This window comes from Streptomyces sp. NPDC026394 (assembly GCF_055567735.1).
In genome coordinates, this window is record NZ_JBVHPX010000002.1 from 494,184 (window position 1) to 519,120 (window position 24,937).

Annotated in this window: 18 protein-coding genes; 5 read left to right on the forward strand and 13 right to left on the reverse strand. The window is 72.0% G+C overall.

All coding sequences use genetic code 11. From position 1 onward, the window contains the following. Nucleotides 1–208 precede the first annotated feature (208 nt). Both ACZ4QV_RS06375 and ACZ4QV_RS06380 read left to right on the forward strand, forming a co-directional pair. Nucleotides 209–3,544: a S8 family serine peptidase gene (locus ACZ4QV_RS06375; RefSeq protein WP_467762626.1), complete on the forward strand. Its 3,336-nt coding sequence runs from the start codon at nucleotides 209–211 to the stop codon at nucleotides 3,542–3,544. 83 nt (nucleotides 3,545–3,627) lie between these two features. Then, nucleotides 3,628–4,659, forward strand: coding sequence for an aspartate-semialdehyde dehydrogenase (locus tag ACZ4QV_RS06380; protein WP_361144321.1), 1,032 nt, complete (start codon nucleotides 3,628–3,630; stop codon nucleotides 4,657–4,659). A 68-nt stretch (nucleotides 4,660–4,727) separates the two neighbouring features. On the opposite strand, the gene ACZ4QV_RS06385 is transcribed toward ACZ4QV_RS06380, so the two are convergent. Together ACZ4QV_RS06385 and ACZ4QV_RS06390 are read right to left on the reverse strand one after the other, a co-directional pair. Then, complete coding sequence (locus ACZ4QV_RS06385) at nucleotides 4,728–5,249, reverse strand: DUF1203 domain-containing protein (protein ID WP_361144324.1); 522 nt, start codon at nucleotides 5,247–5,249, stop codon at nucleotides 4,728–4,730. Between the two features lie 64 nt (nucleotides 5,250–5,313). Further along, the gene (locus tag ACZ4QV_RS06390; RefSeq protein ID WP_361144326.1) at nucleotides 5,314–5,904 is read right to left on the reverse strand and encodes a Uma2 family endonuclease; all 591 of its coding nucleotides are present in this window, start codon (nucleotides 5,902–5,904) and stop codon (nucleotides 5,314–5,316) included. A gap of 136 nt (nucleotides 5,905–6,040) precedes the next feature. On the opposite strand from ACZ4QV_RS06390, the gene pepN reads away from it, so the two are divergent. Beyond that, a complete protein-coding gene (gene pepN / locus ACZ4QV_RS06395) occupies nucleotides 6,041–8,617 on the forward strand; it encodes an aminopeptidase N (protein ID WP_467762627.1) in 2,577 nt (858 codons plus the stop codon). Between the two features lie 214 nt (nucleotides 8,618–8,831). Here the strand turns inward: pepN and alc are convergent, their stop codons facing one another. The 7 genes from alc to ACZ4QV_RS06430 form a co-directional block, all read right to left on the reverse strand. Continuing rightward, complete coding sequence (alc, locus tag ACZ4QV_RS06400; protein ID WP_361144331.1) at nucleotides 8,832–9,989, reverse strand: allantoicase; 1,158 nt, start codon at nucleotides 9,987–9,989, stop codon at nucleotides 8,832–8,834. Nucleotides 9,990–10,107: 118 nt separating this feature from the next. Continuing rightward, nucleotides 10,108–11,070, reverse strand: coding sequence for a LysR family transcriptional regulator (locus tag ACZ4QV_RS06405; RefSeq protein ID WP_361633318.1), 963 nt, complete (start codon nucleotides 11,068–11,070; stop codon nucleotides 10,108–10,110). A gap of 34 nt (nucleotides 11,071–11,104) precedes the next feature. Beyond that, nucleotides 11,105–12,079, reverse strand: a complete 975-nt coding sequence (locus ACZ4QV_RS06410; RefSeq protein WP_361144337.1) for an acyl-ACP desaturase — start codon at nucleotides 12,077–12,079, stop codon at nucleotides 11,105–11,107. Between the two features lie 210 nt (nucleotides 12,080–12,289). Next, nucleotides 12,290–12,532 (reverse strand): hypothetical protein, encoded by a 243-nt coding sequence (locus ACZ4QV_RS06415; RefSeq protein ID WP_030020579.1) that lies wholly within the window; start codon nucleotides 12,530–12,532, stop codon nucleotides 12,290–12,292. A gap of 112 nt (nucleotides 12,533–12,644) precedes the next feature. After that, nucleotides 12,645–14,375 (reverse strand): alpha-L-fucosidase, encoded by a 1,731-nt coding sequence (locus ACZ4QV_RS06420; protein WP_361582437.1) that lies wholly within the window; start codon nucleotides 14,373–14,375, stop codon nucleotides 12,645–12,647. 139 nt (nucleotides 14,376–14,514) lie between these two features. Beyond that, a complete protein-coding gene (gene malQ, locus ACZ4QV_RS06425) occupies nucleotides 14,515–16,677 on the reverse strand; it encodes a 4-alpha-glucanotransferase (protein WP_361582440.1) in 2,163 nt (720 codons plus the stop codon). Next, nucleotides 16,677–16,994, reverse strand: a complete 318-nt coding sequence (locus ACZ4QV_RS06430; RefSeq protein ID WP_361144346.1) for a hypothetical protein — start codon at nucleotides 16,992–16,994, stop codon at nucleotides 16,677–16,679. The genes malQ and ACZ4QV_RS06430 overlap by 1 nt, the downstream gene beginning before the upstream one ends. Before the next feature lie 688 nt (nucleotides 16,995–17,682). Here ACZ4QV_RS06430 and ACZ4QV_RS06435 point away from each other — a divergent pair. Beyond that, a complete protein-coding gene (locus tag ACZ4QV_RS06435) occupies nucleotides 17,683–20,898 on the forward strand; it encodes a beta-N-acetylglucosaminidase domain-containing protein (RefSeq protein ID WP_467762703.1) in 3,216 nt (1,071 codons plus the stop codon). Nucleotides 20,899–20,965: 67 nt separating this feature from the next. Here ACZ4QV_RS06435 and ACZ4QV_RS06440 read toward each other — a convergent pair whose 3' ends face one another. Next, complete coding sequence (locus ACZ4QV_RS06440) at nucleotides 20,966–21,502, reverse strand: HNH endonuclease (RefSeq protein WP_003982442.1); 537 nt, start codon at nucleotides 21,500–21,502, stop codon at nucleotides 20,966–20,968. A 277-nt stretch (nucleotides 21,503–21,779) separates the two neighbouring features. Here ACZ4QV_RS06440 and ACZ4QV_RS06445 point away from each other — a divergent pair, with 277 nt between their 5' ends. Further along, on the forward strand, nucleotides 21,780–22,850 hold the full coding sequence (locus tag ACZ4QV_RS06445) for a mechanosensitive ion channel family protein (protein ID WP_361615868.1): 1,071 nt from the start codon (nucleotides 21,780–21,782) through the stop codon (nucleotides 22,848–22,850). 580 nt (nucleotides 22,851–23,430) lie between these two features. Here the strand turns inward: ACZ4QV_RS06445 and ACZ4QV_RS06450 are convergent. Genes ACZ4QV_RS06450 through ACZ4QV_RS06460 form a run of 3 tightly spaced genes read right to left on the reverse strand, consistent with a single transcriptional unit; the run spans nucleotide 23,431 to nucleotide 24,927 of the window. Further along, entirely contained in the window at nucleotides 23,431–24,072 is a 642-nt protein-coding gene (locus ACZ4QV_RS06450) for an SUKH-3 domain-containing protein (protein WP_361615870.1), read from the reverse strand. A gap of 3 nt (nucleotides 24,073–24,075) precedes the next feature. Further along, nucleotides 24,076–24,462 carry a YwqJ-related putative deaminase gene (locus ACZ4QV_RS06455; protein ID WP_361615871.1) on the reverse strand — a complete coding sequence of 129 codons (387 nt, stop codon included), beginning with the start codon at nucleotides 24,460–24,462 and terminating at the stop codon, nucleotides 24,076–24,078. A 3-nt stretch (nucleotides 24,463–24,465) separates the two neighbouring features. Then, nucleotides 24,466–24,927 (reverse strand): SUKH-3 domain-containing protein, encoded by a 462-nt coding sequence (locus tag ACZ4QV_RS06460; protein WP_361615873.1) that lies wholly within the window; start codon nucleotides 24,925–24,927, stop codon nucleotides 24,466–24,468. Nucleotides 24,928–24,937 lie beyond the last annotated feature (10 nt).

Sequence of the window (24,937 nt, forward strand, 5' to 3'; positions counted from 1 at the left end):
GGCCACCGGAGGTTCATCTCACGGGGTAGGCGGGCGGCGGCCCGGACCGGCCGGAGGCCGGGGACGGCACCGGCCTCACGCCCCGCACATGCCACCCGAATGTTCACAAACTTGTGATCACGCACCTCCCCAAACCCCACCCCCTTACGTCATATTGAGCGGTTATACGGGTTCGATTTCCGGACCCTCCACCCCGAAGAGGTGTGCCATGACCCCCGACACAGGACGCCCGCCCGCGGGCCGGGCAAGACGCACGGCCCGGATCGCGGCCGTCGCGGCGATCGCCGTCGCCACCGCGGCCGGGCCCGCGCTCACCGCGGCCGGCGCCGCCTTCGCGGCAGGCACCGACGCGGACCCCCGAATATCCGCCGGCACCACGCCCGCGCCGAAGTCCCCGCACGACAAGCTCGGTTCGCAGGACGCCGAACTGCTCGCCCGCGCCAAGTCCGGCGGCGCCCGGTTCGTCTCGATGATGCTGGCCACCGCGCCGGGCTCCACCGAGCAGGCGACCGCGGGGCTGGACTCCCTGAAGGGCGCCTCCGTCGGGCGTACGGACGACAAGCTCGGTTACGTCCGGGCCACCGTGCCCACCGCGCAGGCCGACGCGGCCATCGCGAAGATGCAGAAGCTCTCCTCCGTGCACGCCATCGACCTCCGGCAGGAGATCAAGCTGCCGGACCCGCGGCCCGGCGCGGACCGCGGGCACAAGGGGAAGCCGCAGGCCGGCAGTTACCCGGCGCCCGGCAAGGGCACCCCGGCGAAGAACCCGTACCAGCCGTCCTTCGAGACCGGCGCGGTGGACTTCGTCCGGGACCACCCGAAGGCCGACGGCCGCGGCGTGACCATCGGCATCCTCGACTCCGGTGTGGACCTGGCACACCCCGCGCTCCAGAAGACCACCACCGGCGAGCGCAAGATCGTCGACTGGGTGACGGCCACCGACCCGGTCAGCGACGGCGACCAGACCTGGCGCCCGATGACCACTGCCGTCTCCGGCCCGTCCTTCAGCTACGGCGGCCGGACCTGGAAGGCCCCCGCGGGCCCGTACCGGATCAGCACCTTCGCCGAGGCCGCCACCACCGGCGGCGACATGAAGGGCGACCTGAACCGCGACGGGGACACCACCGACCGCTGGGGCGTGCTGTACGACCCGGCCGCCGGGACCGTGCGCGTGGACCTGAACGACAACGGCGACTTCACCGACGACCAGCCCATGAAGCCGTACAAGGACGGCTTCGGCATCGGCTACTTCGGCAAGGACGACCCGAGCACCCCGATCGCCGAGCGCATCCCCTTCACGGTGGAGATCCGCAAGGACGTCCCGATGGACCCGTTCGGCGGGGACTGGGCGGGCAAGAAGGCCGACTTCGTCAACATCGGCGTCGTCGAGTCGGAGCACGGCACGCACGTCGCGGGCATCACCGCGGCGAACGGCCTGTTCGGCGGGAAGATGAACGGCGCCGCCCCCGGCGCCAAGCTGGTCTCCTCGCGCGCCTGCACCTGGAGCGGCGGCTGCACCAACATCGCCCTCACCGAGGGCATGATCGACCTCGTCACCCAGCGGGGCGTCGACATCGTCAACATGTCGATCGGCGGCCTGCCGGCGCTCAACGACGGCAACAACGCCCGCGCCGAGCTGTACACCCGGCTCATCGACACCTACGGCGTGCAGCTGATCATCTCGGCGGGCAACAGCGGCCCCGGCGCCAACACCATCGGCGACCCCGGCCTGGCCGACAAGGTCGTCAGCGTCGGCGCGTCCATCTCCAAGGAGACCTGGGCGGCCAACTACGGCTCGGCGGTGACACGGAAGTACGCCATGCTCCCGTTCTCCTCCCGCGGCCCGCGCGAGGACGGCGGCTTCACCCCGGTCATCACCGCGCCCGGCGCCTCCATCAACACCATCCCCACCTGGGAGCCCGGCGGCCCCACCGCCGAAGCGGGCTACGAGCTGCCGCCCGGCTACGCCATGCTCCAGGGCACCTCGATGGCCGCACCGCAGGCCACCGGCGCCTCGGCGCTGCTGCTGTCCGCCGCGAAGCAGCAGCGCGTCGCACTGCCCCCGGCGAAGCTGCGCACCGCGCTGACCTCGACCGCCAAGCAGATCAAGGGCTTCCAGTCGTACGAGCAGGGCTCCGGCCTGATGGACATCCGGGCCGCCTGGTCCGCGATCCGGCACGGCGCCGCCGCCCATGAGTACACCGTCCGCGCCCCCGTGAAGACGGCCCTGTCCGACGTCCTGAAGACGCCCGGCTACGGCACCGGCCTGTACGACCGCGAGGGCGGCCTGAAGGTCCGGCAGTCCCGGACGTACGAGGTGACCATCACCCGTACCACCGGCCCCGACCGCCCCGTCCGGCACGAGCTGGACCTGATCAACAACGACGGCACCTTCGACCTGCCGGACGAGGACGGCGCGGTCTGGCTGCCGCTGAACCGGCCGGTCACGTTCGAGATCACCGCCAGGCCGCGGACCGCCGGCATCCACAGCGTCACCGTGGACCTGGACGACCCGCGCACCGAGGGCGTCGACCGCAAGATCCTCGCCACCGTCGTGGCCGCCGAGCCGCTGGCCGCGCCCCGCCACGCGGTCGTCAAGACCGGCACCGTCCAGCGCAACGCCACCACCTCGCACTTCATCACCGTGCCGAAGGGCGCCAAGGCCCTCCAGGTCTCGATGAGCGGCCTCGCGGCCGGCAGCCAGACGCGCTGGATCGCCCTCAGCCCGCAGGGCGTCCCGGTCGACCCGACCGGCACCCCGAACTGCTACCCGAACTACCCCAACCCCGCCAACACCTGCGACCCGACGCGGCGCACCTACAAGAACCCGGCGCCCGGCGTCTGGGAGATCGAGGTCGAGTCGCGGCGCACCTCGCCGCTGCTGGACAACCCGTACACGGTCACCGCGGCCGCGCTCGGCACCACCTTCGACCCGGCCGTCCGCGTCCTGCCCGAGGCCAAGGTCGGCAGCCCGGCCCCGGTGGCCTGGAAGGTCACCAACGCCTTCGCCGCCGTCGAGGGCACCCTCAAGGGCGGCGAGCTGGGCTCGTCCCGCACCGAACGCCCGACGATCAAGGAAGGCGCGTCGCAGCGGTACGAGATCGTCGTGGGCAGCGGGGTGTCCCGGCTGGACGCCGCGATCGGCGCGCCCGCCGACGCCAAGGCCGACCTGGACCTGAGCGTCCTGCTCGGCGGCAAGGTCGTCGCCTCGTCGGCGACCGGCACCTCGGACGAGGCGGTCAGCATCGCCAAGCCCGCGCCGGGCACCTACACCGTCGTCGTGGACGGCTACGCGATCCCCGCCGGCAGCACCGCCTACGACTACCGTGATGTGTATTACTCCGCCGGACTCGGTTCGCTCAAGACGGACGAGTCGAAACCGGTGAAGCTGGGTAGCGGAGCATCGACGCAGGTCACGGCCGAGGTCGCGGTCGCGGGCCCGGCTCCCGCGGGACGCGAGTTCTTCGGCGAGGTCCAGCTGCTGAACGCGTCCGGAACGGTCACGGGCAGCGGCGGCGTGCGCATCGAAAAGGTCGTGCCGTAGCGGCCTGAGATAGTGGACAGTAACGGGGCGGGTGCCCTCGACGGCGCCCGTTCCGCTGCTGTACGTACCGAACAAGGAGTGCCATGAGGATCGGAATCGTCGGAGCCACCGGTCAGGTCGGCGGCGTGATGCGGGGCATCCTCGCCGAGCGGAACTTCCCGGTGGAGCAGCTGCGACTGTTCGCCTCGGCCCGCTCCGCCGGGCGTACGCTCCCGTGGCAGGACACCGAGATCACGATCGAGGACGCGGCCACCGCGGACTACTCCGGCCTGGACATCGTGCTCTTCTCGGCCGGCGGCTCGACCTCCAAGGCACTGGCCCCCAAGGTCGCCGACGCGGGCCCGGTCGTGATCGACAACTCCTCCGCCTGGCGCATGGACCCCGACGTCCCGCTGATCGTCTCCGAGGTCAACCCGCAGGCGATCTCCGAGCGCCGCAAGGGCATCATCGCCAACCCGAACTGCACGACCATGGCCGCCATGCCGGTGCTGCGCCCGCTGCACGCCGAGGCCGGGCTGGCCGCGCTGGTCGTCGCCACCTACCAGGCGGTGTCCGGCAGCGGTCTGGCCGGCGTGGCCGAACTGGACGAGCAGGTACGCAAGGCCGTCGAGCAGGACGCCACCAAGCTCACCCACGACGGCGCCGCCATCGACTTCCCCGAGCCGGACAAGTACGTCCGCCCGATCGCCTTCAACGTGCTGCCGATGGCCGGCTCGATCGTCGACGACGGCCTGAACGAGACCGACGAGGAGCAGAAGCTCCGCAACGAGAGCCGCAAGATCCTGGAGATCCCCGGCCTGAAGGTCTCCGGCACCTGCGTCCGCGTCCCGGTCTTCAGCGGCCACTCACTCCAGGTCAACGCCCGCTTCGAGCGCGAGATCACCCCGGAGCGCGCCACCGAGCTGCTGGCCGGCGCCCCCGGCGTCGCCCTCTCGCACGTCCCCACCCCGCTCCAGGCCGCCGGCCAGGACGCCTCGTACGTGGGCCGCATCCGCAAGGACGAGACGGTCGACCACGGCCTGTCGCTGTTCCTCTCCAACGACAACCTGCGCAAGGGCGCCGCCCTGAACGCGGTCCAGATCGCGGAGCTGGTCGCGGCGGAGCTGCGCGGCTGAGCCGTCTCCGCCTGTGCCGAGGGCCCGTACGGATCTTCCGTACGGGCCCTCGGCGTCGCCGTGCCGGGCTACGGCCGCCGCACCTCGAAGTGGAAGCACCCGTACTCCAGCGCGCGGACGTGCACCAGCGCCACGTCCGGCTGCGCGAACGCCTCCGCGAGCGCCGCGTCGAACCCGGCATCCGCGTCCTCGGGGATCTCGAAGAGCCGCCCGCCGACGATGTGCCCGTTCGCGTCGTAGCGCCGCAGCGTCCGCAGGGCGCCCGGCCGCGTGAACGGGTACCCGGTTCGCTCGGCCTCCGGCCCGCCGCACTCCCCCGCGTGGACGAACACCGGCCCGCACTCGTCGTACGCCCCGGGCCGGGCCCGCCGCTCCTCGGCCCACCGCCGCAGCGGCGCGTACGAGACGAGCGCGACCCGCTCACCTTCTTCGATCGGCCGCAGGCAGCAGCGCAGCGGACTGCCCACGCTGCCGATGCGGTCACTCGCGGACCCGGCGGCGTAGGGCTCCATGGCCCGGCCGGAGTCGTCCGCGACGCGCAGTTCCTGGAGGGCGGTTTCGGGGATGGGGAGGGGTGTGTACGTCGTCATACGTACAGGGTGGGCGGGCGTTCGGCCCGTTTCCGGCGGGAATCGGACGTGGAGGTCGGCGGGCCTACGGCAGCTTGGGCGGATACGGCTTGAACCGCGTGGTGTCGACCGCGAACGAGAACGGCTCGGGCAGCGGCACCGGGTCGCCGAACCGGTACGGGTCCACCCGGCGGTAGGTCAGGTGATCGGGCTGGGAGTACAGCTCGATCATGCACTCGTTGGGGTCCACGAGGAGGTAGAGGGGGATGCGGCTCATCGCATACCACATGCGCTTCTTGATGTAGTCGCTGTCCCGGTCGGAGGAGACGACTTCCACGACGAGGTCGACGCGGTCGGCAGGGAGCGGGTTCGGGTTGGCCCGGACCGCTTCCTCGGTGGTGATCGCGAGATCGGCCTTGGGCTCGAAACTGGAGATTTCGGAGATGAGCGCCTGCTCGGGCAGCACCATTGTCCCCTCGCTGATCATCTGCGCGGTGAGCAGAGCAACGATGTAGTTGTGGAACGGTGCTGCCGACGCCTGCACAACGATCTTTCCGTCGATGAGCTCGATCTTGAGCTGGTCCAGCTCGGGGACCTTCTCCAGAAAGCGCAGCAGCTCGTGGCCCTTCTCGCCCCGCATGATGTCCTCAACAGTGTCGTGATGCATCAGGGTCATCGCGGCGCCTCCTTTCAGCCGGAGCGTACGGTCGGCGGCCGCTCTGGAGCGCACGATATCCGTCGTTGCCCTCTATCGGGTGATCCCGCGCCGCGTGGAAGGATGGCCCAAAGTCCGATGCGAAGGAGATGAACGGGTGCCTGGCACGAATCTGACCCGCGACGAGGCGCAGCAGCGGGCGCGGCTGCTGAGTGTGGACGCGTACGAGATCGATCTGGACCTCTCCGGTGCGCAGGAGGCGGGTGAGGGCGGTACGTTCCGCTCGGTGACCGTGGTGCGTTTCGACGCCGCCGAGGCGGGTGCGGAATCGTTCATCGACCTGGTCGCGCCGACCGTGCACGAGGTCGTGCTCAACGGTGAGAGCCTGGACCCCGGCACGGTCTTCGCGGACTCCCGGATCGCGCTCGCGGGGCTGCGGGAGGGCCGCAACGAGCTGCGGGTCGTCGCGGACTGCGCGTACACCAACACCGGTGAGGGCCTGCACCGCTTCGTCGACCCGGTCGACCAGCAGGCCTACCTCTACACGCAGTTCGAGGTGCCGGACGCCCGCCGGGTGTTCGCCAGTTTCGAGCAGCCGGACCTGAAGGCGACGTTCACCTTCACCGTCACGGCCCCCGAGGGCTGGACGGTGATCTCCAACTCGCCGGCGCCCGAGCCGCAGGACAACGTGTGGCGCTTCGCGCCGACGCAGCGGATCTCCACCTACATCACCGCGCTGATCGCCGGTCCGTACCACAGCGTGCACAGCTCCTGGGAGGGCGACGGACGCTCGGTGCCGCTGGGCATCTACTGCCGGCCGTCGCTGGCCGAGCACCTGGACGCGGACGCGATCTTCGAGGTCACCCGGCAGGGCTTCGACTGGTTCGAGGAGAAGTTCGACTTCGCGTACCCGTTCGCCAAGTACGACCAGCTCTTCGTGCCGGAGTTCAACGCGGGCGCGATGGAGAACGCGGGCGCGGTGACCATCCGCGACCAGTACGTCTTCCGCTCGAAGGTGACGGACGCCGCGTACGAGGGGCGTGCCGAGACCATTCTGCACGAGCTGGCGCACATGTGGTTCGGCGACCTGGTCACCATGGAGTGGTGGAACGACCTGTGGCTGAACGAGTCGTTCGCCACCTACACCTCCATCGCCTGCCAGGCGCACGCCCCGGGCAGCCGCTGGCCGCACGCCTGGACCACCTTCGCGAACTCGATGAAGACCTGGGCGTACCGGCAGGACCAGCTTCCCTCCACGCACCCGATCATGGCCGAGATCTGTGACCTGGACGACGTGCTCGTCAACTTCGACGGCATCACGTACGCCAAGGGCGCTTCCGTCCTCAAGCAGCTCGTCGCCTACGTCGGCATGGACGAGTTCTTCCAGGGCGTGCAGGCGTACTTCAAGGCGCACGCCTTCGGCAACACCCGCCTGTCCGACCTGCTCGGCGCGCTGGAGGAGACCAGCGGCCGGGACCTGAAGACCTGGTCGAAGGCGTGGCTGGAGACGGCCGGCATCAACGTGCTGCGCCCGGAGCTGACGGTCGCCGAGGACGGTACGGTCACCTCCTTCGCCGTGCGCCAGGAGGCCCCGGCGCTGCCGGCCGGCGCCAAGGGCGAGCCGGTGCTGCGCCCGCACCGCATCGCGATCGGCTGCTACGACCTCAAGGACGGCAAGCTCGTCCGTACCGACCGGATCGAGCTGGACGTGGACGGCGAGCGCACCGAGGTGCCCTTCCCCGCCGGCACGCCCCGCCCGGCCGTCATTCTCCTCAACGACGACGACCTGTCGTACGCCAAGGTCCGCCTGGACGAGGACTCGCTGCGCGTCGTCACCGAGCACCTGGGCGACTTCACCGAGTCGCTGCCGCGCGCGCTGTGCTGGGCGTCGGCGTGGGACATGACGCGGGACGGCGAGCTGCCCACCCGCGAGTACCTGGAGCTGGTGCTGTCGGGCATCACCAAGGAATCCGACATCGGCGTCGTGCAGTCGCTGCACCGCCAGGTGAAGCTGGCGCTGGAGCTGTACGCGGCCCCGGCCTGGCGGGAGACCGGTCTCGCGAAGTGGACCGAGGCGGCGCTGGAGCAACTGCGGGCCGCGGCCCCCGGCAGCGACCACCAACTGGCGTGGGCGCGCGCGTTCGTCGCCACGGCCCGTACCGACGCGCAGCTCGACCTGGTCCAGGGCCTGCTGGACGGTACGCAGGAGCTCCCCGGCCTGGCCGTGGACACCGAGCTGCGCTGGGCGCTCGTCCAGCGGCTCGCCACGACCGGCCGCGCCGACGAGAAGGTCATCGAGGCGGAGCTGGAGCGCGACCGGACCTCGGCGGGCGAGCGGCACGCCGCGGCCGCGCGGGCGTCCCGGCCGACCGCCGAGGCGAAGGCGGAGGCCTGGGCCTCGGTCGTGGAGAGCGACAAGCTGCCCAACGCGGTGCAGGAGGCCGTGATCGGCGGCTTCGTCCAGACCGACCAGCGGGAACTGCTGGCACCGTACGCGGAGAAGTACTTCGCCGTGGTCAAGGACGTCTGGGACAGCCGCAGCCACGAGATGGCCCAGCAGATCGCGGTCGGCCTGTACCCGTCCCTCCAGGTCTCCCAGGAGACCCTGGACGCGACCGACGCCTGGCTCGCCTCGGCCGAGCCGGGCGCGGGCCTGCGCCGCCTGGTGACGGAGTCCCGCTCCGGCATCGAGCGCGCGCTGAAGGCGCAGCGGGCGGACGAGGCGGCCGCGTAACGGCGCGCCGGACACGCTGGAAGCGCCCCGGACCGGGTGGTCCGGGGCGCTTCGCCGTCCGTACCGGACGCCGGTGCGCACGCGGGCATGGTGCCGCCCGGCAGGCGGCGCGTCGGGCGCTGCCGTCTGCCGGGCGAGCCGGTCGCCGCCGGGGCCCGCCCCCCTCCGGCGGGGCCCGGTGCGGAGCCCGGTGCGGGCCCGGTGGGGCGTCGGGTCAGCCGTTCAGTTCGTCGAAGCGGCGGACGAGGGCGGCGCGGCCGGTGTCGGTGAGGTCGCCGTGCAGGCGCATCCGGGCGAGGCCGCCGTCGGGGAAGACGTCCAGCCGTACGTGGGTCGCGGTCACCGGGCGCGGGAGCGCGAAGCGGTGCGGGGTGTCGGGCTGGAGCCTGGTCCGCGGCAGGATCTCGAACCAGGACGCGTCGTCCGCCGGGTCGGCGGTCTCCGCGTCGCAGCCGTGGAGCGCCGCCCAGCCCGCCGCGTTGCCCTTCAGGTACGCGGTGTCGATCTCGACGGCGCGTATCTCGCCCTGTGCGGCGAGGCGGAACCGTACCCAGTCGTTGGTGTCGCGCACGCGGCGGCGGCGGTTCTCCCAGCCGTCGTCCATCTTGCGGGACAGGTCGGGCTGGATGAGCTGCGCGGGCGAGGAGTAGAAGCGGTCGGAGGCGTCCTCGACGACGCCGCCGTGCATGACGGACGCCAGGTCGACGGTGCCGAGCACGTCCAGCCACGCCGGGTCGGGCACGACCTCCCCGTACACCCGCAGCCGGGCGACGCCGCCGTCCGGGTGCTGCCTGAGCCGCAGGTGGGTGAAGCGGCGCTCCAGGGTCACCTCGAAGCCGTTGGCGGCGTGGCCGCGCACCGGCGTACGGGGGACGATCTCCTCCCACTTCACGGCGTCGGCGAGCAGGTCGGCGGGGCCCGGGCTGCCGGGGAGCGCGGTGGCCTCGACGGTGATCTGCTGCGGGTAGTTGCCGCGGAAGTGGGCGGTGTCGACGACGACGCCCCGGACGACGCCGGGGGCGGCCAGGCGGATCAGCGCCCAGTCGTGCTCGTCGTCGGTGGGGAAGGGGTGCGCGCCGTCGGCTCCGCGCCGCCGCCGGGTCTCCCAGCCGTCCATGATCTTGCCCTTGTGGCCGAAACGCTCCGGGTCGAAGACCGCGGGGCCGGGCTTCAGCAGGTTCTCGCGCTCGGCGAAGAACTCGTCGTTCGCGGCGATGACGCCGGCGCCGAAGCGGCGGTCGGCGAGGTCGACGAGCGAGGTGAAGGGGAAGTCCCCGCCGCGGTAGTCCGCGTACGGGTCGCCGCCGCCGTAGGGGGCGGCGTCGTTGGCGTGCGGGTCGGTGGCGGAGGCGGCGGCCGGAGTGCTGGTCATCTCTGCCCTTCGGTGAGGGGGTGATGTGACGCGGACTCCCTGACGATGGCAGGAACGTTTGTTCCAGGTCTATCGAAAGTTTCTGGAGGTTATGTTCAGGCAGGCTGAATGGTGGGGGTCAGTGAGCCGCTTCGCCGGGCGGTACGGCCGCCCTCTCGGCGGCCCGCCGGAGCGCGGCCAGCACCCGCGCCAACCCCGGCGCCCCCTCCGCCCCGCGCCGTACCGCCGCCACGACATGCCGCCGCGGCTGGTCGGCACGGAGCACCCGCACCGTCACCGCGGCGCCGCCCCCGTCCTGTACGGGCTCGGACCGGCCCCGCGCCCCCGACATCGCCATCCTGGGCACCAGCGCCACCCCCATGCCCGCGCCGACCATGGCCAAAATCGCGTCCCAGTCGGCCGCGGCGTGCGCCCGTTCCGGGACGAAACCGGCGTGCTCGCACGCGGTCGTCGTGATCTGCGACCAGGGGCCGCTGCTCCCGAAGATCCACTGCTCGCCCGCCAGATCGGCCAGCCGCAGCCCCGGCTCGTCCGCCAGCGGATGGCCCGCGGGCAGCGCCACGTCCAGCGGGTCGGCGAGCAGCGCGAGCCGGGTGAACTTCGGGTCGCGCGGCGTCGGCGCGTGCGCGGCCAGCGACAGCGCGAGGTCGACGCTGCCCTCCGCCAGCAGCTCGTACGCCTCCGCCGCCTCCGCCTCCCGTACGGACACCGCGAGGCCGGGGTGCGAGCCGCGCAGTTCCCGTACGGCGGGGACCACCAGCGCGGGGATCGAGGTGGAGAACGCGCCGACCCGCACCTCCCCCGCCTCGCCCTGGAGGTAGCCGAGCAACTCGGCGTCCGCGCGCTCCAGTTGCGCGAAGACGGCTTCGGCGTGCCGCAGGACGAGGTGCGCGGCGTCCGTCAGGCGTACGCGTCGGCCGTGGGCCTCCAGGAGCGTCACCCCGAGCTGCCTGGCCAGCCCGGTCAACTGCTGCGACACCGCGGACGGCGTCAGATGCAGCGCCTCGGCGGCCGCCGTGACCGTGCCCAGCTCGTGCAGGGTCCGCAGGATGCGCAGCTTCTTGATGTCCCAGTCGGCCATGCGGGCAGCGTACGCAGACGGAAGGGCGGTCCCCCTACCCCCGTGCCGCCCGGCGGGCATCCCGGGCCGCCAGCCGCTCGTCGAACTTGCGCGCCTGGTCGTCCAGCCCGCCCATGAACATCCCCAGCTCCTCCTGGGCCCGCAGCCCGGCCGGGCCGAGGCCGCCGATCTCCAGGACCTTCAGGTAGCGCAGCACCGGCTGGAGCACGTCGTCGTGGTGGATGCGCAGGTTGTAGATGCCTCCGATCGCCATCCGGGCCGCGGCGCGTTCGAAGCCGGGCATGCCGTGTCCCGGCATGCGGAAGCCGGTGACCACGTCCCGTACGGAGCACATGGTCTGGTCGGGCGCGAGCTCGAAGGCGGCGGCGAGCAGGTTCCGGTAGAAGACCATGTGCAGGTTCTCGTCGGTGGCGATGCGGGACAGCATCCGGTCGCAGACCGGGTCGCCGGAGTGGTGGCCGGTGTTGCGGTGCGAGATGCGGGTCGCCAGTTCCTGGAAGGCGACGTACGCGATCGAGTGCAGCATGCTGTGCGCGTTGTCCGACTCGAAACCGGCCGACATGTGCGCCATGCGGAAGTTCTCCAGCTCCACCGGGTCCACGGCCCGGCTGGTGAGCAGGTAGTCCCGCATGACGATGCCGTGCCGGCCCTCCTCCGCCGTCCAGCGGTGCACCCAGGTCCCCCAGGCGCCGTCCCGCCCGAAGAGGGTGGCGATCTCGTGGTGGTAGCTGGGCAGGTTGTCCTCGGTGAGCAGATTGACCACCAGGGCGATCCGCCCTATGTCGGTGACCTTGGACTGCTCGGGGGCCCACGGTTCGCCGCCCATGACGCCGTCGAAGTTCCGGCCGTCGCTCCAGGGCACGTACTCGTGCGGCATCCAGTCCTTGGCGGCCTTCAGGTGCCGGTTGAGCTCCTTCTCGACGACCTCTTCGAGGGCGTACAGCAACCGGGCGTCGCTCCATGCGGCCTGGCCGCGCTCATCTGTGTGGCGGTCGGGGGCAATGGTCACGGATACTCCTGGGGACGGGGCTACCTACGGGTCCGTAGGTTACGCCATCGTAGGTTAGGTCCGCGTCAAAACAAGCCCTCGCCGGAATCTCGCCCTCCGCGGCAGGGGAGCGGCGGCCGGTGCGGTATACGCGGGCACGAAAAAGAGGGCGCCCGCCGGTTCTCACGAACCTGCGGGCGCCCTCGAAGAGGCGTGGGGAGGAGTCCTGGATCAGGCCTTGGACTGCTTGCGGGACTTGTCGCCGGCCATGACCAGGCCGGCGATGACCAGGAAGAGGACGATGGGAGCGGCGACATAGAGGCCGAGCGTCTGGACGACACTCAGGCCCGGACCCGGGTCGTCACCATCGTCGCGGGTGAGCGCGAACGCGGGGGACGACATCAGCAGCATCAGCGCGGTGCCGGCCGTGATGGTTCCGGCGCGCAGGGCGTTCTTCTTGACCAGATTGCTCACGAGGTCAACGTATCGGACGCCGTTCACCCTCGCGCGCCCGGGGTGGCCTAACGGTTGACCCGGCGCGTCGAGGGCCGCTCCGCGACCGCCCGAGGGGGCGCGCCCGGCCGGTTCACGGCCGGGACAGATGGGCCGTCACCGGCGTCAGGTGCGGGGCGGCGCGGGCCGCGAGGACCCGTACGCGTACGGCGTCGGCGGTCACCGGCGCGGGCAGCGCCAGGACGCGCCGGTGGCCGACGGTCGTCCCGCCGGCGATCCGCCGCCAGGTCCCGCCGGTCCGCGCCTCGACGGCGAACCGTTCCACCCGCTGCCCGTACCGCACCTCCTCCCCGAGCCCGACCCGGTCGAACGTGACGCCGCCGGGGCGTGTGGGCACGGGCCGGCCGCCCGCCGCCCGGCCGCCGGCCAGGAGATCCGTCCCGTACGTCGCCCGTACGGCCCGCCCGAAGCCGGCGAGGGCGGCGGCATCCGCCGCGCCGATCCGCCCGTCGCGGCCCGGCGGCACGTTGAGCAGCAACGACGCGTTGCGGCCCACGCTCTTCTCGTACAGGCCCAGCAGTTGGGCGGGCGTCTTGGGCCGCTCCCAGGGGTGGTGGAACCAGCCGGGCCGGATCGAGACGTCCGCCTCCGCCGGATACCACTGGAGGTACTTGGTGGTGGGTGCGAGCACCTTGGCGCGGGAGCCGATGTCGGCGTCGGTGGAGTCGTTGGGCAGGCCGCCGGAGAGCACCGACCAGGGGTCGACGGCGGACGGGGTGACGCTCCACTCCGTCTCGCGCGCCACACCCCGTTCATTGCCGACCCAGCGCACGCCCTGCGGCCCCTGGAAGACGACGGTGCGCGGCGAGAGGCGGCGGATCGTCTCGAACCACTGGCGCACGTCGTACTTCTGCGTGATCCCGGCGTCCGCCCACGGGTTCGCGCCGTCCAGCCACAGCTCCTCGACCGGACCGTACTGGGTGAGCAGTTCGTAGACCTGGTTGAGGTAGTACGCGTCGTAGTCGTCGGCACGGACGGTGAAGGAGGGCAGCCGGCCGTCGCGTACGGCGTCGGCGCGGTCGTCACCGGGGACGAGGGTGGGGAGGGTGCGCTCGGTGACGGGGCTGCCGTTGCCGAAACGGCCCAGCCCGGCGGGTGCCCGGCCGCGGTCCGCCAGGGCGACCCGTTCGGGCAGGCTGAGCGGCTTGCCCTCGGCCTGCTTGCGCCGGACCTCCTCGACCCAGCGCGCGTGCCGGGCGTGCGGCAGTTCGGCGCCGTCGGACGGGGAGAGGTAGAGGCCCACCGCGAGCCCGGCCTTGCGGGCCGCCCGTACGTACGCGCCGACGACGTCCGGCTGCCCGGGGCTCGCCTTCACGGTGTGCGGGGTGTAGCGGCTGGGGTAGAGCACGAAGCCGTCGTGGTGCTTCACGGTCAGCATGACCTGTTCGGCGCCCGCCGCCTTGTACGCGCGCATCCACTGGTCCGCATCGACACGCGGCGGCGCGAACCACTTCGGGTCCTCCGTGCCGGAGCCCCACTCGCGACCGGTGAAGGTGTTCATGCCGAAGTGCGTGAACGCGGTGACCTCCCGCTCCTGCCAGGCGCGCTGCGCGGCGGTCGGCACGACGTGGGCGGCCTTCTCGATGATCCGCGCCGGGGTGTCGCAGGGCAGGACGGTCATCTGGGAGGCGGGGCGCACGGGGCCCTGGCAGGGATCCGCGCCGGATGGACGGGCGAGGACCGGCGGCCGGTCGGGTTCCGGCCGGCCGGCGGCGGTGGCCTGGAACGGCAACGGCAGCGCGAGGGCAGCGGCGGCGAGCGCCGAGACGGTACGGAAGCGGGAGCGTGATCGGCTTCTTGCCATGGTTCCCTCCAACTCCCCGACCGGGAAGGGTCGGATCTCTTGGACGGCGTCCACGGCATGGTGCCGTACGGCCGGGGCGGCCGGAAGACGGCCGCACGACGGGTGCGGGCCGCCGTACTTTCCGGCCGTACCGGCCCGACTACCGCCGCGACATGCGCAGTTCCCTCATCAGCGCATGGAGGCGGGGGGAGGCGGTGATCTCCTCCAAGGACAGCGGGCGCCCCGCCGGATCGGCGATCGGCAGCCGCCAGTTGGGGTATTCGTCCCATGTCCCCGGGAGGTTCTGCGGCCGCCGGTCGCCCACCGCGTCCGGCAGCCACACCCCGACCATGCGGGCGGGCGTCCCCAGCAGGTAGCGGTGCAGGGCCTTGACCGCCGCCTCCTCGTTCCCCCGCCCCTCCGGCAGCAGCCCCAGCCGGTGCAGCGTCTCCAGCCACTCTCCGACCTCGACCGCCTCCGCCGCCTGCTCCTCGTGGAGCGGGCGGTCCAGCAGCCCGAGGCCGTGCCGGAGCGCGGCGTGCTGTCCGGTGAGCCGGGCAGCCGTGCTGGGCAGGTCGTGCGTGGTGACGGTGGCCAGACAGTCGGCGCGCCAGTCGCCGGGCGGCAGCGGCCGGGCCGGCTCCTTGGTGTAGTCGCGTTCGAACCACAGGACGGACGTGCCGAGCACCCCCCGTCCGGCCAGCTCCGTACGGACCACCGGCTCGACCGTCCCCAGGTCCTCACCGATGACGGCGGCGCCCGCGCGGTGTGCCTCCAGGGCGAGGACGGAGAGCATCGCCTCGGCGTCGTAGCGCACGTACGCGCCCTCCGTCGGCGGCCGGCCCTCCGGCACCCACCACAGCCGGAACAGGCCCATGACGTGGTCGATGCGCAGGGCGCCCGCGTGCCGCAGCAGGCCGCGCAGCAGACCGCGGTACGGGGCGTAGCCCTGGGCGGCCAGCGCGTCCGGCCGCCAGGGCGGCAGGCCCCAGTCCTGGCCGCGCGAGTTGAAGGCGTCCGGCGGCGCGCCCACGGACATGCCGGCCGCGAAGGCGTCCTGCTGGGCCCAGGTGTCGGAACCGGAGGGGTGGACGCCGACGGCCAGGTCGTGCACCAGACCGATGCCCATCCCGGCCTCCTCGGCCGCGCGCTGGGCGGCGGCGAGCTGCTGGTCGGTGAACCACGCGAGGCGGCAGTAGAAGTCGATGCGGTCCAGCAGGCTGCCGCGCATCCGTGCCGTCCGGGCCGAGCGCGGGTCGTCCAGGCCGGCGGGCCAGCCGCGCCAGTCGGACCCGTACCGCTCGGCCAGCGCGCACCAGGTGGCGTGGTCCTCCAGGCTCGTGCCCTGCTCGGCGAGGAAGTCGCCGTAGGCGGCGCGCCGCCCGGGGCTCAGCGGCACCTTCCAGAGCAGCTCCAGCGCTTCCTTCTTCAGCTCCCACACGGCGTCCCGGTCGATCAGCGCGCCCTTGCGGAGCACCGCATCGCGCAGCGTCCGGGCCCGTACGAGCAGCGCGTCGAACCGGGACCTGGCGTCGCCTTCGAGACAGCCCAGCTCGGGGACGTCCTCGATGCGCAGGTGAACGGGGTCGGGGAAGCGGCGGGAGGAGGGGCGGTACGGCGAGGGGTCGGTGGGCGCTCCCGGTACGGCCGCGTGCAACGGGTTGATCTGCACGAAGCCGCTGCCGAGCGTGCGTCCGGACCAGGCGGCCAGGTCGGCGAGGTCGCCCAGGTCCCCCATGCCCCAGGAGCGGCCGGAGAGCAGGGAGTAGAGCTGCACCATGAGGCCGTGGGTACGGCCGGGCGGCGCGGGCATCCGGTCGGGGGCGACGATCAGGTGGGCGCGGGCGGAGCGGCCGTCGGGCGTGTGGGCGCGCAGGGTGTGGATGCCGAGGGGGAGACGGCCCACGGTGCCGCCGGGAACTCGGTCGGGGATGCGAGCGGAGGCTCGGCGCGGTGTGCGGGCACCGTCCCGGTCCCGGGCGGGCGGCTCGTACCCGTCCTCCGGGCGGCCTCCGGGGTCCGGGCCCCAGTCGAGCACCTCGCCCGACTCGGTCTCCACCCGCAGGGCGGTGCCTTCGGGCAGGCGCGAAAGCTTCGGCGGGCGCCCCGGGCGCACCACGACGGTGGGCGGGAGCAGGGCCCGGCCCGCGCCGTGGTCGTACGCCTCCAGGGCGGCGCGTACGGCGTGCGGAGTCGAGGCGTCGACCCCGAGCGCGGCGAGGACGGCGACGACGGTGTCGTCACCGACGTGTTCGATACGGCCCGGTGCGGGCTCATAGGACGTGCACACACCGTGCAGACCGGCGAGCCGCGGTCGGCCCATCAGACCTCCATGGTCTCCGTACCCAGGCCGGCCGCGGTGGGCTCGCTGGTCAGCGGCAGCTCGGCGGCGATCGGGGACTCACTGGTGAGCGGGGCGGCGTCGGCGAGCGGGGGCTCGCTGGTCAGCGGCAGTTCGCAGAAGCAGAGCGAGCCGGAGCCGTCCAGGCCGGAGTCGGGGTCGGAGACGCCGTCGAACAGATCCGGCTCGACGGGTTTCTCCGGCCGGAAATCTTCCGGCTCGGAGGGTTTGACGCGCTCTGCCGGGTACTCGGGGGCGGACGACAGTGCGTCGAGGAGAAGCTGAGCGGACGCGGCCACGGAGGGCCTCCCGTTCGTCGGTAGTGGGACACGACCTGCCCTACCCACTCCGGGCGGTCGCAGACGTATCCATTCAACCAACGTGGTCCAGGTCACACATCCCTCGTGCAGGCGATTTGCCGGTGGCGGACGGGTGACGGCGCACGGCTGCCCACCGGAGAGGCTTTCCGGCGGAAGTCCTTCGGCGCCCCGCCGCGCCTCCGCCGCCCCTCCCCGGGAGCCCCCGAGCGCCCCTGGACACCCGCGTGACACGTCGCGACACGCCGGTCGCACAGGGCAAACCCGGCACTTGGTGTACTGCCGTTGACACCCTCACCGCCATAGTGGTGGGCTCACTGCCGAAGGCTGGTCCGGCGGGTTTCCACGGGGTACGAGGCCCCCGCCGCGTCAGCCGGCTCAGGGGCGCGCGGCCGCGGGGCGGCCGGGCTGCGGCCGTCCGGTGCGTCACCGGTCGGCCGGTGAGTGGGACGACGGGGACTGAGGAGAGACCGTGCGAGTCCGGAGCGGCGTTCGGGACGCCGGAAGGGTCGGCAGGCAGGGCGAGGGAACCGGCGGGGCCGGGGAGGGCAGAGCGGAAGAGGGCGACGCCTTCCGGGCCGGGGATGCCGCGGCCCGCCGGTCCGGGGATGCCGCCGCCCCGCTGACCGGCCCCACCAGCATCGGTGCCGGCAGCCTCGACCCGGGCGGCATCGGCCGTTTCGGCGCCGTACGGGCCGGGGCTCGCGCGCGCGTCGGGGCCACCGCCCTCGCCGCCGCCGTCATCGGCGGGCTCCTCGGCAGTACCTCCCCCGTCCACGCGGCCCCCGCCGACCCGGCCGTCGGCACGCCCGACCTGCCGGGGCAGTCCGACGGCACCGGCCGGGCCGTTTCCGCCGGGCAGTTGCCTGCCGTTTGGCCGCGCCCGCAGTCGATGCGGTCGGGCGGCGCGTCCGTAGCGCTGGACGGCGAGGCCACCATCGTCGCCGGTCCGGACACCGACCCGTACGCGCTGAGCGCGCTGCGCGCCGTGCTGCGCGACGCCGGGGTCCGTACGGTCCACGAGTCCGCCCCGGGCCGGGCGCTGCCCGGCGAGGGCCCGGTGTTCCGCGTCGGCGGCCCGGACGCCGAGACCGCACTACGGGCCCTGCGCGCGCCGGCCCGCGGGGACCTGCCCGCCGGCGGCTACCGTCTCGCGGTCGGCGAGGTGGCGGGCCGGGACACGGTCGCCCTGGACGGCGTCGGCCCGGACGGCCTCTTCCACGCCGTACAGACCCTGCGTCAGCTGGTCGTGGAGCGGTCCAAGAACGACAGCACGGCAGGCGGTGGCGAGGCCGACCGTGGCGAGGCCGGCGGCAAGGAGCTGGCCGCGGCCGTCGTACGGGACTGGCCCGGCACCGCCGTACGCGGCACGACCGAGGGCTTCTTCGGCCAGCCCTGGACCCGCGAGCAGCGCCTGGCCCAGCTCGACTTCATGGGCCGGACGAAGCAGAACCGCTACCTCTACGCGCCCGGCGACGACCCGTACCGCCAGTTCCGGTGGCGCGACCCCTACCCGGCGGCGCAGCGTGCGGACTTCCGCGCGCTGGCCGCCCGGGCCCGTGCCAACCATGTGACGCTGGCCTGGGCCGTCTCCCCCGGGCAGGCCATGTGCATGTCCTCCGAGGACGACCTGAAGGCACTGCGCCGCAAGGTGGACGCGATGTGGGCGCTGGGCGTGCGCGCCTTCCAGCTCCAGTTCCAGGACGTCAGCTACAGCGAGTGGCACTGCGACGCGGACGCCGACACCTTCGGCTCCGGCCCCGAGGCCGCCGCGAAGGCGCACGCCAAGGTGGCGGACGCGCTCGCCGCCCACCTCGCCGACCGGCATCCCGAGGCGGCGCCGCTCAGCCTGGTGCCGACCGAGTACTACCAGGACGGCTCGACCGCCTACCGGAAGGCGCTGGCGGCCGCGCTGTCCGACCGGGTCGAGGTCGCGTGGACCGGCGTCGGCGTCGTCCCCCGCACCATCACCGGCGGCGAACTGGCCGAGGCCCGCAAGGTCTTCGGCCACCGGATGGTCACGATGGACAACTACCCGGTCAACGACTACGCGCAGGACCGTATCTTCCTCGGCCCCTACACGGGCCGCGAACCCGCCGTCGCCGTCGGCTCCAGCGCGCTGCTGGCCAACGCCATGGCACAGCCCACCGCGTCCCGCATCGCCCTGTTCACGGCCGCCGACTACGCCTGGAACCCGCGCGGCTACCGGCCCGGCGCCTCCTGGCAGGCCGCCATCGACGATCTCTCCGGCGGGGACGCCGCCTCCCGCGCCGCGCTGCACGCGCTGGCCGGCAACGACGCCTCCTCGGTCCTCGGCACCGACGAGTCCGCGTACCTCAAGCCGCTGATCGAAGCGTTCTGGAAGGCCCGCGCCGACGCCACCGACAGCGACGCCCGGGCCGACGACGAGCAGTACACCAGGGCCGCCGCCCGGCTGCGGGCCGCCTTCCACACGATGAGCGGCGCGCCGGAACGCCTCTCCCCCGGCCTGGCCGACGAAGTACGTCCTTGGGCGCGGCAGTTGGCGCGTTACGGTTCGGCGGGCGAGCGGGCCGTCGACATGCTGGTGGCGCAGGCCCGCGGCGACGGCTCCGCCGCGTGGACCGCACAGCGCGCCGTCCAGGACCTGCTGAAAAAGATCAAGAAGAGTCCGGTGACGGTCGGAAAGGGCGTTCTGGGCCCCTTCCTCGACCGCGCGATGACCGAGTCCGACGCCTGGACCGGCGCCCGCTCCGACCGCTCCGACACCGCCCCGCCGCCGGACCAGGCCGCCCACCCCACCTCCCTGACCGTCCCCTTCGGCCGTCCCCGCCCGCTGACCGCGGTCACCTCGCTCACCGAGCCGAGTCCGTCCGCGGCCGCCGTGTCCGTGGAGGCGCACGTACCCGGCGAGGGCTGGCGGCGCCTCGGCGGCCTCTCCGGCACCGGCTGGACGCAGACCGAGGCGCGCGGCATGAAGGCCGACGGCATCCGGCTGGCCTGGAAGGACGGCGCGACCGCGCCGTCCGTGCACTCCTTCACCCCGTGGTTCGCCGACACCCCGGCGGCGGGCCTGGAACTGGCGCACGACGAGATCGACGCCGACACCGGCGGCACCTTCTCCGTGGACGCCCGGATCTTCTCCCGGCGCCCCGCCGACGTGGAGGGCAAGCTCACGGCGAAGGCGCCCGAGGGCTTCACCGTACGGGCGCCGGAGCACGTCACGGCCCCGCGCGGCGGCACGGCCACCGCCCGCATCCGGGTCACGGTCCCGCGCGACGCCAAGACCGGCACGTACGAGATCCCGGTCACCTACGGCGACCAGAAGCGGACACTGACCGTCCGGACCTACCCGCCCACCGCGGGCCCCGACCTGGCCCGCGGCGCCGCCGCCACCTCCTCGGGCGAGGAGACGCCCGAGTTCCCGGCCGGCGCCGCCACCGACGGTGACCCGAAGACCCGCTGGTCCTCCCCCGCCCAGGACGACGCCTGGCTCCAGTTCACCCTGCCGCGCCCCGCCCGCCTGGGCCGCCTCACCCTCTCCTGGCAGGACGCCTACGCGGCCGCCTACACGGTCCGGGTGTCGTCCGACGGCGTCACCTGGCGTACGGCAGCCACCGTCCGCGACGGCAAGGGCGGCCGCGAAACCCTCCGCATGGACGCGAAGGACGTCCGCTTCGTACGTATCCAGGGGGACAAGCGCGCGACCCGCTTCGGCTACTCGCTGTGGAGCGTGGAGGCGTACGCGGTGAAGGGCCCGGACCGGCCCGCACCGCCGCCCGCCCGGCCGCCCGGCCCCGGCCCCGGCGGCGGCCGGCCCGGCACACCGGCGCGGCCGGCGAAGACCGGGGGCACCTCCGGGAGCGGCCCGTCGGCCCACGAGGCATGGCCGGGCGACGGGCGGTAACGGGCGCACGACCGGGGCCGGGGCCCCGGTCCGTCCGATCCCCGCTCACCACACAAAAGACCCGGACCTATGCCGATACGGCATCGATCCGGGCCAGCGCGTCATCCGCCCCGTACGGCTGCAGATATGGCAGCCACCGGGGGTCCCTATGCCCCGTGCCGATGATCCGCCAGGCCAGGCCCGACGGCGGCGCGGGCTGATGCCGCAACCGCCAGCCGATCTCGGCGACATGCCGGTCGGCCTTGACGTGGTTGCAGCGGCGGCACGCGGCGACGACGTTCTCCCAGGTGTGCTGCCCGCCACGACTGCGCGGGACGACGTGGTCGACGCTGGTTGCGACGCCACCGCAGTACATGCACCGCCCGCCGTCCCGGGCGAAGAGGGCACGGCGGGTCAACGGGACGGGGCCGCGAAAAGGCACCCGCACGAACCGCTTGAGGCGGACCACACTGGGAGCGGGCATCACACGGGTCGCGCTGTGCATCAGGGCGCCGGACTCCTCAAGGCTGACGGCCTTTTCGTTGAGGACGAGGATGAGCGCGCGGCGGAGCGGTACGACGCCGAGCGGCTCGTACGACGCGTTGAGGACCAGGACATGCGGCACGGGTGCCTCCTTGTACGCCGGCGGCGCGTGGCTCGCGCCGGGACGATCTCTCCACAGTGTCCCCCGGTGCCTGGTCGGAGCGCCACCATCACCGGGTAACGGGTCCGAGGTGTTTTCGACCACACCGCTTTACTTCCCCCCAAACAGTCCCGTAATTGGTCCGGCCACTCTCGAACACCGGCGCGGACCGCCCTCGTTGCCCCGTTAGTGTGGTTGGTCTGCCCGGGGCACGGTAAGTCCCGACCCGGGTCTGCTGTCCCACACGGAGGTTCCTGCTGTGTTCTGGTCCGCTTCCCCAGCCGCCACGCCGCCCGGCGCGCACCGCCGGGCGTCGCTCGACGACGCCACGGAAAAGGCCACCAACGCCGCCGGATGGGTGGAGGAGAACTGGGCGACCTGGCTCACGTCCGCCCTGCAGATCGCGCTGATCATCATCATCGCCGTCATCCTGCGGCATGTGATCCGGCGCACGATCACCAAACTCATAGAGCGGATGAACCGCACCGCGACGGCCGCCCAAGGCACCGCGCTGGGCGGGCTCCTGGTCAACGCCGAACGCCGCCGCCAGCGCTCCGAGGCCATCGGCTCTGTACTGCGCAGCGTCGCGTCCTTCGTCATCATGGGCACCGCCGCCCTGACGGTGCTGTCCGTCCTCAAGATCAACCTGGCCCCGCTGCTCGCCAGCGCCGGCGTCGCGGGCGTCGCCATCGGCTTCGGCGCCCGCAACCTCGTCACGGACTTCCTCTCCGGCGTCTTCATGATCCTGGAGGACCAGTACGGCGTCGGCGACGAGATCGACGCGGGCGTGGCCACCGGTACGGTCGTCGAGGTCGGCCTGCGCGTCACCAAGCTGCGCGGCCCCAACGGCGCCATCTGGTACATCCGCAACGGCGAGGTCAAGCGCATCGGCAACCTCAGCCAGGGCTGGTCCACGGCCGCCGTCGACGTCATGATCGCCCCGGACCAGGACCTGGACCGCGCCCGCGAGATCATCACCGCCGTCGGCGAGGAGATGTCCAAGGCCGAACCCTGGAACGAACAGCTCTGGGAGGCCGTCGAGATCCTCGGCCTCAGCGAGGTCCACCTCGACTCCGTCACCATCAGCGTCTCCGCCAAGACCATGCCCGGCAAGGCCCCCGGAATAGAACGCGAACTCCGCTGGCGCATCAAGAAGGCCCTCGACGCCGAGGGCATCACCTTGGCCCCGCGCCCCCTCCCCACCCCAGCGGACGAACCCCAGACCCCCGACCCCACCGCCGCCGTATCGGCCCCGTCGGCCCTGGCCAGCCCGACGTCCCCACAGTCCCTGGCAACCACACCGATTCCGCCGCCGAACTTGGGGAAGTAGGGACCTCCGGCAAGCCGTCTGCTCTGCCCCGCCCTGCTCATGGGCCAGAGCAGACGGCTTCATAGTGGCCCTTTACTTTCCTCTTCGACGCCCTTGTCCGACATCACCCCAGCTGGCGCCTGCCCCCGGTGGCCACGGCTGCGACAAGTCGAAGAGCGAGGGCGCGTCGATGTCCCGGTCGGCCTTCCTCCAGGACGGCCGACCGGAGACCAAGAAGCCCTGCCCGTTCCCGGACTTCAGTACGTACGTGATACCTGGCTCGGCGCCTACTCCGTACCTGGTCGTGACATCCGCGACCCCGCTTTCATCTGCCGGTGCCACCGTCAGCCCGCGCATCAACGAATGCAGAAACATGGTTTGCACACCTCCCGCATAGATTTCGATGCGCGGCTGTACATTCATGGACAGATCTGTGTCACTGCGCAGCAGCAGCGTCTAATGGGAGACCGTGTACGCCCGTACCTTGAAGAGACGGTCCGGCTCTGCGAATTCCACCGCTCACCTGCCCAGAGCTTTGAATCGTCGTCTGCGGGACCGCAACGGTTCCGGCTCGGTATGTCGGGAACCACGCCCACGCCCGTCACCCGAAAACGCTCCGCACCTCGCCGCCTTCACCCAGGCCAGGTGCTCGGACACCCGCCACCGCGGCACCACCCTCGACCTCCGGCAATTCCGAGGGCTCTGCGGGCTCGGAAGATTCCGCCCCGGCTCCCACCGAGCCCCACGTCCCGTCCTCCCGCACCCGCTCCGGCCGCCGTCCCTCGATCAGCACGGCCAACCCGGCGAGCACCGACTCACCGAGATACCACCAACCCCCGTGGTTGACCATGAAGAGGCGACTCTGCTCGTCCACGGCCAGCAACGACTCTTCGCCATGGATGCCCAGCGGAAACGCACGGGAGCCGATCCGAGCACCGAAGTCATGGAAAGTCTGTGACGCGTAGCGGCCCTCGCGCGGATCAATGGAGATCCCACGCAATGCGACCTCCACGCCCGCGCCGTAAGCGACCGTCTCCAGGCCGTGGAATGCACGCAAGGCACGCTCAGCGGCGGGAAACATCTCCCACACCACACCTGATCGGGTGCCGACTGTGCTGACTGTTTCCAGAATCGCCAGCAGCGCGTCCGGTCCGGCGTCCCGCGCCGGATGCCAGCCCGCATCGGCAAGTACCGCGGCCGCGCTGCGCGCAATGCCGTTCGCACTTTCCTGCCCTTCGCCCACCTTTTATGCTCCGATGAACTCGATACCCAACTCGGTCAACAGCTTTCGGCAGGCAGAACACGGGGCCGTCGACTGGCCGTGCTCCGGGTCTCCGTGTTCACGTACCTTCTTGGACACCATGGCGGAACCGACAAAGTACGGCGCAGCATCAGCGAGAGAGAGCGAGGCGCCGGGACCCCCCGCATCGAGCCCCCACAGCTGGTCGGAAACCAGAGCGGACTCTGCGCAGTATCCGAGGAACGGCTCCCGGTCCTCTACCGGCAAACGATCGAAGAACTCCCGTACTGCTGGGTGCAGATTGGGCTCGCCGTCGCCGGTGAGATTGGTGTGGCTGAAAACCTTTCCCTGCACCAACAGCGACGAAGCCGTACCGGGAAGCAATCCTGACATGCGCTAACCCAATCCTTGATAGTTGTTCACCAGCCAATTGGCGAAAGCCTCACGCTCATTATCACCTAGGAAGTAACTGTCGGACCAATGGTGATAGTAGAAGCGCCCCGATTCATCAATCAGAATGCTCGCCGACTCAGGCTCATCGTACCCGACACGAAACAGTCCGACACCCAACTCCTCGGACAGTTCGGCGATATCCTCGAAGTCGCCCTCGTGCCCCCCGGCAGGGTTCGTCTCCAGCACCCAGTCAGACTTTCTCGGATGCCTGAGCTCCAGCAGCCCGTACGAATCAAGGAATCGCTTCGCAGCCTCGAACACCGGAGCAGGATGGCCGTCCTCCTCTGCTTGCCGAACGGCGTCCTCAATGAAGTCCGGAATCCGGTCGGAGACATCCCTTTCGGGCGTCCATCCGTTGCCACGAAGCCACTGATCGATGTCGTATTTCGATTTTCCGTCGGTCACGTCTCTCCCA

What these genes read in the sequence shown, in the direction of transcription:
- ACZ4QV_RS06375 (WP_467762626.1), top strand. Translation starts at nt 209, where the DNA reads ATGACCCCCGACACAGGACGCCCGCCCGCGGGCCGGGCAAGACGCACG.
- ACZ4QV_RS06390 (WP_361144326.1), bottom strand. Translation starts at nt 5,904, where the DNA reads ATGACCCTGATGCATCACGACACTGTTGAGGACATCATGCGGGGCGAG.
- alc (WP_361144331.1), bottom strand. Translation starts at nt 9,989, where the DNA reads ATGACCAGCACTCCGGCCGCCGCCTCCGCCACCGACCCGCACGCCAAC.
- ACZ4QV_RS06405 (WP_361633318.1), bottom strand. Translation starts at nt 11,070, where the DNA reads ATGGCCGACTGGGACATCAAGAAGCTGCGCATCCTGCGGACCCTGCAC.
- ACZ4QV_RS06385 (WP_361144324.1), bottom strand. Translation starts at nt 5,249, where the DNA reads ATGACGACGTACACACCCCTCCCCATCCCCGAAACCGCCCTCCAGGAA.
- ACZ4QV_RS06420 (WP_361582437.1), bottom strand. Translation starts at nt 14,375, where the DNA reads ATGGCAAGAAGCCGATCACGCTCCCGCTTCCGTACCGTCTCGGCGCTC.
- ACZ4QV_RS06455 (WP_361615871.1), bottom strand. Translation starts at nt 24,462, where the DNA reads ATGTCAGGATTGCTTCCCGGTACGGCTTCGTCGCTGTTGGTGCAGGGA.
- malQ (WP_361582440.1), bottom strand. Translation starts at nt 16,677, where the DNA reads ATGGGCCGACCGCGGCTCGCCGGTCTGCACGGTGTGTGCACGTCCTAT.
- ACZ4QV_RS06380 (WP_361144321.1), top strand. Translation starts at nt 3,628, where the DNA reads ATGAGGATCGGAATCGTCGGAGCCACCGGTCAGGTCGGCGGCGTGATG.